10 protein-coding genes are annotated in these 10,729 nt (G+C 54.3%); 2 read left to right on the top strand and 8 right to left on the bottom strand.

Annotated elements, in window-relative coordinates; translation table 11 throughout:
• Positions 1-23: 23 nt before the first annotated feature.
• From CKO_RS06980 to blr, 3 genes are all read right to left on the bottom strand, one after another.
• Positions 24-464, bottom strand: a complete 441-nt coding sequence (locus CKO_RS06980; protein WP_012132511.1) for a DUF2569 domain-containing protein — start codon at positions 462-464, stop codon at positions 24-26.
• An 89-nt stretch (positions 465-553) separates the two neighbouring features.
• Complete coding sequence (gene ydgT, locus CKO_RS06975) at positions 554-769, bottom strand: transcription modulator YdgT (protein ID WP_024130361.1); 216 nt, start codon at positions 767-769, stop codon at positions 554-556.
• 306 nt (positions 770-1,075) lie between these two features.
• The gene (gene blr, locus CKO_RS23510; RefSeq protein ID WP_048902389.1) at positions 1,076-1,201 is read right to left on the bottom strand and encodes a division septum protein Blr; all 126 of its coding nucleotides are present in this window, start codon (positions 1,199-1,201) and stop codon (positions 1,076-1,078) included.
• A 245-nt stretch (positions 1,202-1,446) separates the two neighbouring features.
• Here blr and CKO_RS06965 point away from each other — a divergent pair, with 245 nt between their 5' ends.
• Positions 1,447-2,487, top strand: a complete 1,041-nt coding sequence (locus CKO_RS06965) for an oxidoreductase (protein WP_024130359.1) — start codon at positions 1,447-1,449, stop codon at positions 2,485-2,487.
• Between the two features lie 202 nt (positions 2,488-2,689).
• On the opposite strand, the gene add is transcribed toward CKO_RS06965, so the two are convergent.
• From add to malX, 3 genes are all read right to left on the bottom strand, one after another.
• Positions 2,690-3,691, bottom strand: coding sequence for an adenosine deaminase (add, locus tag CKO_RS06960; RefSeq protein ID WP_024130358.1), 1,002 nt, complete (start codon positions 3,689-3,691; stop codon positions 2,690-2,692).
• A gap of 100 nt (positions 3,692-3,791) precedes the next feature.
• Positions 3,792-4,964, bottom strand: a complete 1,173-nt coding sequence (locus CKO_RS06955) for a MalY/PatB family protein (RefSeq protein WP_012132502.1) — start codon at positions 4,962-4,964, stop codon at positions 3,792-3,794.
• A gap of 10 nt (positions 4,965-4,974) precedes the next feature.
• Positions 4,975-6,567: a maltose/glucose-specific PTS transporter subunit IIBC gene (malX, locus tag CKO_RS06950; RefSeq protein ID WP_012132501.1), complete on the bottom strand. Its 1,593-nt coding sequence runs from the start codon at positions 6,565-6,567 to the stop codon at positions 4,975-4,977.
• 176 nt (positions 6,568-6,743) lie between these two features.
• Between malX and CKO_RS06945 the strand changes: the two genes are divergently transcribed.
• Positions 6,744-7,772, top strand: coding sequence for a Mal regulon transcriptional regulator MalI (locus CKO_RS06945; protein ID WP_012132499.1), 1,029 nt, complete (start codon positions 6,744-6,746; stop codon positions 7,770-7,772).
• A 70-nt stretch (positions 7,773-7,842) separates the two neighbouring features.
• Here CKO_RS06945 and CKO_RS06940 read toward each other — a convergent pair whose 3' ends face one another.
• Positions 7,843-9,351, bottom strand: coding sequence for a YdgA family protein (locus CKO_RS06940; RefSeq protein WP_012132498.1), 1,509 nt, complete (start codon positions 9,349-9,351; stop codon positions 7,843-7,845).
• 102 nt (positions 9,352-9,453) lie between these two features.
• Positions 9,454-10,629 (bottom strand): mannose-6-phosphate isomerase, encoded by a 1,176-nt coding sequence (manA, locus tag CKO_RS06935; protein WP_012132497.1) that lies wholly within the window; start codon positions 10,627-10,629, stop codon positions 9,454-9,456.
• Between the last annotated feature and the right edge of the window lie 100 nt (positions 10,630-10,729).

The following is a 10,729-nucleotide window of genomic DNA, read 5'->3' as shown; positions in this document are numbered from 1 at the left end:
ACAACAGGTTAACTGTAAGGGTATTACGGGTTCACAAACGTTGCTTTAACACGCGCCGAGCGTTTGAAATAGGGTACGATCAGCGCGGCCGCCAGTAACGGGAACAACAGCTGGCGAACCGCAAACGCGTCTGAGACTGGCGAAAAGGCGAAGGCTTTAATTGCCAGCAAGACCGACACCAGCAGCCAGATAATATAATGTTTAGGCACGCAGTGGCGGCGCTTGAAGAAGGCGATGGTCAACCATAAGGTGTAATACCACATTGCGATGGCGGTAATAAACGAAACGCCCCACAACAACAGGTTGCCGGTACTTTGCTCACTGAGCATATGGAATGTCTGCGGCGTAGCCAGCGCAGTAGCATAGAGCAATAACGCGAGCGAGGCGCTCAGTAACGCGACTAACAGCCAGGCCAGTGGGCCAAGCAACCAGCCCCCGATGCGTTGTGCCGGTGTTGTGGTCATATCTTCTCCAGATTTGCCAGCGCGAACAGGCAGACTATTTCATTTTGGGGCCAGCATTATAAAGCTTTTAACGCCGATCGCTACTTTCTTTATTGTACGTAATGCCAGACTGATTTTGGCACCTGACCGACATCATACAGACGACCGCCCGAGACCAGTTCCGCGCGACGATGATCTGCGGCGCGATACATATTGATGATCTCCCGATCGTCAGAGAGGGTGTAGTTAAGGTGATCAAACAGTTTTTCCAGGCTCTCAAGCGAACTGATTTTGCGGAATTTTAATAAATAATCCTGAACTGTCATAAATAGCGATCCATATTAAACAAATAACACCAACGGAGTAGTGAATATAAAAATAAACAAAACGACACCGAAAAGAATAATCGGCGCGCAAGGGTAAATAAGCGTATTCTTACGTGTCATGAATCAGGTGAGCAGAGCACCTGCCGGAAGGGTAACGCGCTTCATGACAACTGGCAATAAGCGTGCGGCCAGCAGACGGCATATTTCGCTTTTTTTGCCGCTTTTCATCTTTTCCTGATTTTTCTGGCTGTAAACCGAAACCATTTCTGACGATATGCCGCTATGCCGAAACTGGCCAGGACACGCTTATTTTTTCTGAACGGAGGCCGTCGGTTCAGGGGGCTGGTAATTATCGATATGGCTGGCGACGCCTAAGAGGATCACTGAGACAACGAGAACAATCCAACCGGTTAATTCAATAAGGCGATTCATTACTGACGACATTTTTTTGCTTTGATTTATCCATAAACACAGGATGCAAATGTTACTCATCAATAAATAAGACGGCAAGGGTGTCGGGAACGATTTCAGCGACTTTTTCGCCGCAGGAGAGCCCAAAGTCACTGATGTTTGACTTAAGTTAAGCAACAACCTTTATAACCTGGCGGTTATTAAACTATTGTGAGTGGTTAAGGGATAGTGTGAAATGACTCCGTTCTGACATGAGAGGCAAAGACATGAGTGACAACATCCGGGTAGGGCTAATTGGTTATGGTTATGCCAGCAAGACTTTCCATGCGCCCTTAATCGTGGGGACGCCGGGTCTGGAACTGGCGGCGGTTTCCAGTAGTGATGAAACAAAAGTGAAGGCGGACTGGCCTTCTGTGGCGGTTGTCTCAGAGCCTAAGCATCTTTTTAACGATCCGAATATCGACCTTATCGTCATTCCTACGCCCAACGACACCCATTTTCCGCTGGCGAAAGCCGCGCTTGAAGCGGGAAAACATGTGGTTGTGGATAAACCCTTTACCGTGACACTGTCACAAGCCCGTGAGCTCGACGCCCTGGCGCGCAGCCTGGGACGCGTGCTTTCTGTGTTCCATAACCGCCGTTGGGACAGTGATTTCCTGACGCTGAAAGGATTGCTGGCCGATGGCGTTCTGGGGGAAGTGGCTTACTTTGAATCCCATTTCGACCGTTTCCGCCCGCAGGTCCGCGATCGCTGGCGCGAACAGGGCGGCCCTGGCAGCGGTATCTGGTACGATCTGGCGCCGCATCTGCTGGATCAGGCGATCAATCTGTTCGGTTTGCCGGTCAGCATGACGGTGGATCTGGCGCAGCTTCGTCCTGGCGCGCAGTCGACGGATTATTTCCACGCGATATTATCCTACCCGCAGCGTCGGGTGATTCTGCACGGTACGATGCTGGCGGCGGCAGAATCAGCACGTTATATCGTGCACGGCTCGCGCGGCAGCTACGTGAAATATGGCCTCGATCCACAAGAGGAGCGGTTGAAAAACGGTGAGCGACTGCCGCAGGAAGACTGGGGTTACGACATGCGTGACGGCGTGTTGACGCGCGTGGAAGGCGAAGACCGTGTGGAAGAGACGTGGCTGACGGTGCCGGGTAATTATCCGGCTTATTATGCGGGCATCCGTGACGCGTTGAATGGCAACGGTGAAAACCCGGTTCCGGCGAGCCAGGCGATCCAGATTATGGAGTTGATTGAGCTGGGGATTGAATCAGCGAAGCATCGCTCTACGCTGTGCCTCGCGTGATGACGGTGTACTCTTCTGGCGCCGGGTGTTGCCGGATGACGGCGTAAACGCCTTATCCGGCCTACGGTTGTGCAGTTGTAGGCCTGATAAGCGCAGCGCCATCAGGCGTAGGTGCTGCCGGATGACGGCGTAAACGTCTTATCCGGCCTACGGTTGTGTCGCTGTCGGCCTGATAAGCGCAGCGCCATCAGGCGTTGCGTGCTTAAACCGCTGCGACTTTCTCACGCAATGCGCGTTTTTCCGCTTTGCTTAAAAACGCCATTTCCAGGCCATTGATCTGCGCCTGACGAATCTGCTCGCGGGTTAATCCTGCCGCTGGCGCCGCTACCGTGTATTCGTGAATAATATCCACACCCTGTACCGCGGGATCATCCGTATTCAAACTTGCCAGCACGCCATGCTCAAGGAACGTTTTCAGCGGATGCGCAGCCAGCGAGGCAACGGTGCTGGTCTGAATATTAGACGTCAGACAGGATTCGATACCGATTCGCTGTTCGACCAGAAAATCCATCAGCGCGCGATCTTCCACGGCCTTCACGCCATGACCGATACGCTCGGCGCCCAGTTCGCGAATGGCCTGCCAGATGCTCTCCGGTCCCGCCGCTTCGCCAGCATGTACGGTAATATGCCAGCCCGCATCACGCGCGCGGTTAAAGTGAGAGAGGAACAGACTGCCCGGGAAGCCAAGTTCATCGCCCGCTAAGTCAAGCGCGGTAATGTGATCGCGGTGCGCCAGCAGCGCTTCCAGTTCCTGCTGACAGGCAGCCTCGCCGAAAGTACGGCTCATGATGCCGATCAGACGAGCTTCAACGCCAAAAGTCTGGCACCCTTCACGTACGCCAGCGATGACCGCTTCGACCACGCCTGCAACAGGCAACTGGTGCGTCATCGCCATATAACCCGGAGAAAAACGCAGTTCGACATAATGCAGGCCGTTGCGGGCGGCATCTTCAATATTTTCAAAGGCCACGCGACGACAGGCATCCAGCGACGCCAGAACTTTAACGCCCCAGTCGAGCTTTGCCAGAAAACTGACCAGGTCAGGCTCCGTTGAGGTGATCTGCACATGCGGAATGAGCGCGTCAAGCGTTTGTGCCGGAAGGGCTAAATTGAACTGGCGGCCAAGATCAAGAATAGTTTGGGCACGAATGTTGCCATCAAGGTGGCGATGAACGTCAGTTAACGGAAGGGAAGTATCAATCATGGTCGCACTCTTTTTTAATATAAAAGTGCTCGCCATTATAAAAATAAAACGGGCGTAAAATCTATGTTGCGCAATAAATAATTTTATTGCGCAATCATTGTCAGCGTATAGCGCGGATCGCGTTGATCAGGCCGTTAACGCCTTTTTCGAGTTTCGAACGTGGACAACCGGCATTTAGACGAACAAACCCGCAACCTTCTTCGCCATAAGTATACCCGGGCATGATGGCCACTTTCTGCTGATGAATCAGCGCATCCTGTAAGGTGTGGTCGTCAATATTTAGCGCGCGCAGATCAATCCAGGCCAGATAGGTCGATTGCGGAACCTGCCAGTTTAGCGTCGGGAACGCGGTGTTTAACGCATGCGCGATATAATTCAGGTTATCAGCAAGATACTCGCGCAGGGCATCCAGCCACGGCGCGCCCTGTTGATAAGCGGCAATATGCGCGCTAAGCGCCAGAACGGCGGGTGACGACAGCCCGTCACGCCCCTTCAATACGCTGAGGTAACGATTGCGGCTTTCCTCATCGCCGATAAGCCCGTAGGCGCCGGTCAGCGCCGGAATGTTGAAGCTTTTTGACCCGGAGGTCAGCAGCGCCCAACTATCACGCGCCACATTGCTCCAGGGGATATGCGGCTGCGCGCTCCATACCATATCCATGTGGATTTCATCGGAGATGACCCGCACGCCGTGACGATGGCATAGCTCAGCCATCGTCTCCAGTTCATCGCGCGTCCATACCTTTCCGGTAGGGTTCTGCGGGCTGCACAGCAGGAGAATTTTACTCTCTGGCCGGGCGAGCACCGCGTCCAGCGCGGCCATATCGCAGTGCCAGCCGTCCGCGTTTTTCTGTAGCGCAACCGGCATGACGGTGCGCTGGTTGCCTTCGATGGCGTTATAGAACGCATCGTAAGCGGGGGTGTGAATCACAACCCCTTCACCGACGGATGACCACTGGCGGATCAGCTCCGACACCATGTAGATCACGGAGGGGCCGTACACGATCGACTGTGGGTCGATCGTAGTGTGGTGACGGGTTGCGAACCAGTGGGCGATCGCCCCTAAAAACTCATCGTTTTTCCAGCGGCTGTAACCCAGCACGCCGTGCGCCAGACGCTGGTTGATGGCCTCCAGGATGCACGGCGCGGTAGCGAAATCCATATCCGAGATCGTAAACGGAAGCAGGTCAGGGGCGCCAAAGCGATCGGCGACATAATCCCACTGCGTGCACCACGTACCGTGACGATCCACCACCTTTGAAAAATCGAACATATCGTTGTCCTTATGCCTCAACCGTGTTCATCAGACCCGCCATTTCATCCTTAACGGACTGTACCTGAGGGCCAATAACCACCTGTAAGTTATGTTGATTCAGCTGTACTACGCCGATAGCGCGATTGTCCTTCAGCGCCTGTACATTCACAAGCGACATATCCTTCACCGACAGGCGCAGACGGGTAATGCAGTTATCCAGGCTGACGATATTTTCACTGCCGCCAAGCGCGGCCAGAATCGCCGGGACGTTATAGCCTGATTTCCCTGGCGCGCCCGCCATGACTTTTTCAATATTGCTGGCGATTTCGGTATCGCGGCCCGGCGTTTTCAGATTAAAGCGCGTAATGGCGAAACGGAAGATGACGTAGTACACCGCGAACCAGATGGCGGCGACCACCGGAACCAGATACCACTTGGTTGACAGACCGTGCAGGATCCCGAATACCACAAAGTCGATGATGTTGCCGTCGGTGTTGCCGATGGTGACGCCGAGGATCGCCATGATGGTGAATCCCAGACCTGTCAGCAGGGCGTGAATCACATACAGCACAGGCGCGACGAACAGGAACAGGAATTCCAGCGGCTCTGTGGTACCGCCAACGACACAGGCGATAAGGCCTGAAATCAGCAGCCCCTTAATTTTGTGACGATTTTCAGGACGCGCGCAGTGGTACATCGCCAACGCAGCGCCCGGCAAGCCGCCGAGGAAGGCAGGCATTTTCCCCTGAGACAGGAAGCGGGTCGCACTTTCAGAGAAGCCGTGCGTTGTCGGGCAGCTCAGCTGCGCCTGGAAAATGGTCAACGCGCCGCTCACGCTATGGCCGCAGACTTCCTGCGTACCGCCCGCTTCGGTAAAGCGAATCAACGCGACCAGAATGTGGTGCAGGCCGAACGGCAGCAGCAGGCGCTCACCCGTACCAAAGATCATCGGACCGAAATCACCCGCGCTATTGATAATGTGGCCCAGACCGCTGATGCCCATTGCAAAAACAGGCCATACCAGCGGAATGACCAGCCCGACCAGTCCCATCACCACGGAAGAGACGATCGGCACGAAACGCGTACCGCCAAAGAAAGCCAGCGCATCGGGCAGACGAATATTGTGGAAACGTTCATGCAGCATCCAGACAACGATACCGGCGATCACCGCCCCCAGAATCCCCGTGTCGATAGACTGAATCCCGAGGATATTCTGTACGTTATTGGCTTTCAGAATGGCGGCGTCAGTCGTCGGCAGAATGCCTTTCGCCGTTAACCAGAAGTTCACGGCAAGGTTCATTACGGCGTAACCGACGAAACCGGCAAACGCGGCGACACCTTTGTTTTCACGCGCCAGACCGAGCGGAATCGCGATACAAAACATCACCGGGAGGAAGCTAAAAGCGAACGAGCCGACTTTACTCATCCAGGTAAAGATGGCCTGTAGCACCGGGTTGCCCAGCGCCGGGAGCAGGGTGACGACATCGTGGCTGCTTAACGAGCTGCCGATCCCCAGCATGATCCCGCAGAAAGAGAGCAGCGCCACGGGCAGCATAAACGTTTTACCCAACTGCTGGAAAAATTCCCATAATGTTATTTTTGGTGTTGTCTTCGTCGTCATCTAACGACTCCTCGTGAAAAAGAAGGCTGTGGTCAATTATTTGAGCGAGAAGATAAAACGTTTTACCTAATTTTAGTGCGGCGCAAATCACATTATCGAACGATAATAAAGCGTATAAATATAAGTGATTGATAAAACGTTTTATCTGTCACGTTATCAGGGAGCTTTCTTTTTTCATGGCTATAGCCAAAAAAACCACCATCCATGATGTCGCGTTGGCGGCTGGCGTTTCCGTCAGTACCGTCTCATTAGTGCTCAGTGGCAAAGGGCGGATTTCGTCAGCCACCGGCGAGCGGGTTAACGCGGCGATTGAACAACTGGGCTTTGTGCGTAACCGCCAGGCATCGGCGCTTCGCGGTGGGCAGAGCGGCGTCATTGGGCTGATTGTGCGCGATCTGTCTGCGCCTTTTTATGCGGAACTCACGGCCGGGTTGACAGAGGCGCTGGAAGCGCAGGGGCGCATGGTCTTTTTGTTGCACGGCGGTCAGGATGGCGAACAGCTGAGTCAGCGTTTCGCTATGCTCCTTAATCAGGGTGTGGATGGCGTGGTGATCGCCGGAGCGGCGGGTAACAGCGATGCGCTCCGGGAACGGGCAGAAGAAAAAGGGATTCCGGTGGTGTTTGCCTCGCGCGCCAGTTATCTGGAAGAGGTGGATACTGTCCGGCCGGATAACATGCAGGCGGCGCAGCTACTGACGGAACATCTGATTCGCCTTGGGCATCAGCGGATCGCGTGGCTGGGAGGGCAAAGCTCCTCATTAACGCGCGCGGAGCGCGTCGGCGGCTATTGCGCGACGCTGCTGAAGTTTGGGTTGCCTTTTCACAGCGACTGGGTACTGGAGTGCGCATCCAGCCAGAAGCAGGCCGCCGAAGCCATTACCGCATTACTGCGGCATAACCCGACCATCAGCGCAGTGGTGTGCTACAACGAAACCATTGCGATGGGAGCATGGTTTGGCCTGATGAAAGCGGGGCGTCAGAGTGGTGAAATTGGCGTTGATCGCTATTTTGAACAACAGATCTCGCTGGCGGCGTTTGCTGATGTGGCGGAAAACGCGCTGGACGATCTGCCAATTATCTGGGCCAGCACGCCAGCCCGCGAAATTGGCTATACCCTTGCGGAGCGCATCCTGCAACGGATTGGTCATGAAGAGAGCCATTCGCGCAGCCAGACCATTTCCGCTCGTCTGGTGACGCAAAAATAGCGTGGCGGGACAGGTGTTTGAATAGCGGCCCAACGGGAAAGTCCCGCCGGGCGCGGGACGTACAGGAAACTTACTGCTGAGGAATCGCCGGAGCGTCCGGCACGGAGAGCGCAGGCATACCAAACATGCCGACAAACTCTTCCAGCGTCATTTTTTGCCCGTTGAGCGTTACCTGACCATTGGCATACTGTAGGTTGGTGGCGATGGTATTATCCTGCAACGTGGTGATGCGGAACATTTGCCCCATCGCGGCTAACCCTTTGACTTGTTGATTCGCCAGCTTATCGGCATCTTCCTGCTGATAACCTTCCAGTCTGGCGGCCTGAGTCATAAACTCAACGGCCATATCCATCGGGATCGTCAGCTTCGCATCGAGAGATTTAACGGAACGATCCACTTCCTGAGTCAGCGTTTGCGGTTCTTCAGTGGTCGCGGCCGGATCTTTCAGGAACAAGGAGAGGTTCAGCGCGGTCTCGCCTTTAGCGTTTTTCCAGCTTAACGGCGCGACGGTAATCACCGGTTCGCCCTTCATCAGCAGCGGCAGGGCGCCAAAGAACGCTTCGGTCACTTTCTCCTGATAAAGTTCAGGATTTTGCACCACCTCGGGTTGCGTCATCAGCGCCTGAGTCTGAGCGTTATACTGGCGGCTAAACTGGTGCCATGCTTCGCCATCGATCTGTCCCACTTTCAGCGTCAGCTTGCCGCTACCCAGATCCTGATTCTGCACTTTAAGGCTGTTCAGCGAGTAATCCAGCTGGCTATTGATGGTTTTGCCGTCGTTGACGAGATCGGACTTACCGTCGATCACCATGCCTTCCAGCACGGCCATCTCTTTACCTTCTACCGATACCGTCATTTTTTCCAGCGACAGCGTCTGGTTGCCAATACGCTCGCCGAAGCTGGCCAGAGTGCTGGAACCGTCGGTTTTCAGGTTATTAAAAGTAATCTGGACTTTCTGGTTATATTCGTTGACGGCATCCACCAGGCCGCTTTGCGCTTCGCCTGACAGTGAAACAACATTGCCGTCTTTATCGGCATTCAGCTGAAATTCCCCGCCGCTAAAGGCGACTTTTTCACCGTTATTTTCATAATTCAACGGCTTGAGGGAGATATCTGAGCGGGTATCGCCGCCATAACCAATCCGGGAATTAATCTCGACCGGCGTCTCGCCCTTTGCGATATCAAACAACGGTCTGGTGACGTCGTTGTTGACCAGGGTCGTCTTCACCGAGGCCATCGCAGGGATAAGGTTAAACGATTTCAACTGTGCGAACGGGAAAGGGCCATGATCCACCGCTTCGTTCAGTACGACGCTTTGTCCTGGTTTCAGCCAGGGGTTTTCCTTGCCTTCGACAGGCTTCGCCACCAGCTGTAACTGGCTGCTGAAAATGCCGCGCTGGTAGTTTTGATAGCTCAGCTCAATGGCGGCTTCAGGCGCCGTGCGTTTAAGCTGCTCATTTGCCTGATTCACCATCTGTGCGAGATGCGTTTCCAGTTTTTTCCCGGTGTACCAGGCCCCGCCTGTCCAGACCACGCCCAGGGCGACGATCACACCTGTAGCTACCAGCGATTTTTTCATATCGATTATCCATAAAAATGAAACCAGGCGGATTAAACCGCCTGGAGAAGTTGTGAGCCTTTAACTAGCTTAGCAAGAGTTGTTAAAAAATTCAGTATGTTGCTACAGCTTGTTGTAAACCCTGGCCAAACGGCCCACGCCGCTGGCGTTAACCGGAGACTCATCAGCGCCGATAAACGCGGATTCGCCGGGTTTCAGCACCAGACGCTGCTCGCCCTTGCTCAGCACTGCTTCGCCTTCCACGCAGAACAGAATGGCGGCGCTCTGCTGGCTGATGGCCGTTTCCTGAGCGGAGAGGTCATGCAGCGAAAACGCGAAATCTTCCACCGGAATCGGGAAGTCCAGTTCCGTACCGTGTTTTACCGGCGTTGTCAGCAGCTGATCGGCAGGTTTGGCAACGAATTTGACGTTTGCGACCAGTTCAGGAATGTCGATATATTTCGGCGTCAGCCCGGCGCGCAGGACGTTATCGGAGTTCGCCATCACTTCCAGCGCCACGCCCTGCAAATAGGCATGAGGCGTTTCGGCAAACAGGAACATGGCTTCGCCAGGGTTCAGCTTGACCACGTTCAGCAGCAGTGGAGAGAAGAGGCCGCTGTCATCCGGGTAAAATTCGGATATGACGCGGATCGTCTGCCACGGTTCACCCTGTTGGCTGTTCAGCGCCGCTTTCAGTACCGCCAGCGCGCGGGATTTTTCATCGCCCTGCATATTAAGCAGGCTGGCGAACAGCTGGCTCAGGCGTTCGGCATTCGGCTCTTGCAGGAAGTGGGCAATGGCGGTATGCGCGCCGGAAACAGGTTGCAGCAGGGAGACAACCTCAGAGAACTCGCGGAATGCGTTCATCGCCAGGAACGGCGTCAGGGCAAAGACCAGTTCAGGCTTGTGGTTCGGATCTTTATAGTTACGCTCGGCGGCATCCATCGGAATACCGGCCGCATTCTCTTTCGCGAAACCCATTTCTGAGTTGTGTTTATTCGGATGAACCTGGATGGAAAGCGGCTGCGCGGCACACAGCACTTTAAACAGGAAGGGCAGCTCGCCAAAACGTTTTGCGACAGACTCGCCCAGCAGTGTGGCTTTATCGTGCTCAATCACGTCGCGTAACGAGACGGCTTTCCCGTCAGCGCCTTCAATTCGGGAGCTGCTCTTGGGATGGGCGCCCATCCAGAGCTCTGCCATTGGCTGCTGAGACGGATTCGCAATGCCGTAGAGTTCCGTTAACGCAGTTTTACTACCCCATGCATAGTTTTGCACTGAGTTGATGAGTTTTTGCATTATCAAGCCCTGTTTCAATATGGAAATTAATTCGCGTATTAAACCAAGAAACCCGCGGGAAGTAACCTCTGCGCGCAAAAAGTCGTACTTGTCTCAGTTT

Source organism: Citrobacter koseri ATCC BAA-895 (assembly GCF_000018045.1).
Classification (GTDB): Bacteria; Pseudomonadota; Gammaproteobacteria; order Enterobacterales; family Enterobacteriaceae; genus Citrobacter_B; species Citrobacter_B koseri.
The sequence above is the reverse complement of the archived record's forward strand: the minus strand, read 5'-3'. Positions and strand labels throughout refer to the sequence as shown.

Excerpts from the sequence above, each read along its gene's own strand:
- CKO_RS06980 (WP_012132511.1), bottom strand. The coding sequence starts at position 464 with ATGACCACAACACCGGCACAACGCATCGGGGGCTGGTTGCTTGGCCCA.
- ydgT (WP_024130361.1), bottom strand. The coding sequence starts at position 769 with ATGACAGTTCAGGATTATTTATTAAAATTCCGCAAAATCAGTTCGCTT.
- blr (WP_048902389.1), bottom strand. The coding sequence starts at position 1,201 with ATGAATCGCCTTATTGAATTAACCGGTTGGATTGTTCTCGTTGTCTCA.
- CKO_RS06965 (WP_024130359.1), top strand. The coding sequence starts at position 1,447 with ATGAGTGACAACATCCGGGTAGGGCTAATTGGTTATGGTTATGCCAGC.
- add (WP_024130358.1), bottom strand. The coding sequence starts at position 3,691 with ATGATTGATACTTCCCTTCCGTTAACTGACGTTCATCGCCACCTTGAT.
- CKO_RS06955 (WP_012132502.1), bottom strand. The coding sequence starts at position 4,964 with ATGTTCGATTTTTCAAAGGTGGTGGATCGTCACGGTACGTGGTGCACG.
- malX (WP_012132501.1), bottom strand. The coding sequence starts at position 6,567 with ATGACGACGAAGACAACACCAAAAATAACATTATGGGAATTTTTCCAG.
- CKO_RS06945 (WP_012132499.1), top strand. The coding sequence starts at position 6,744 with ATGGCTATAGCCAAAAAAACCACCATCCATGATGTCGCGTTGGCGGCT.
- CKO_RS06940 (WP_012132498.1), bottom strand. The coding sequence starts at position 9,351 with ATGAAAAAATCGCTGGTAGCTACAGGTGTGATCGTCGCCCTGGGCGTG.
- manA (WP_012132497.1), bottom strand. The coding sequence starts at position 10,629 with ATGCAAAAACTCATCAACTCAGTGCAAAACTATGCATGGGGTAGTAAA.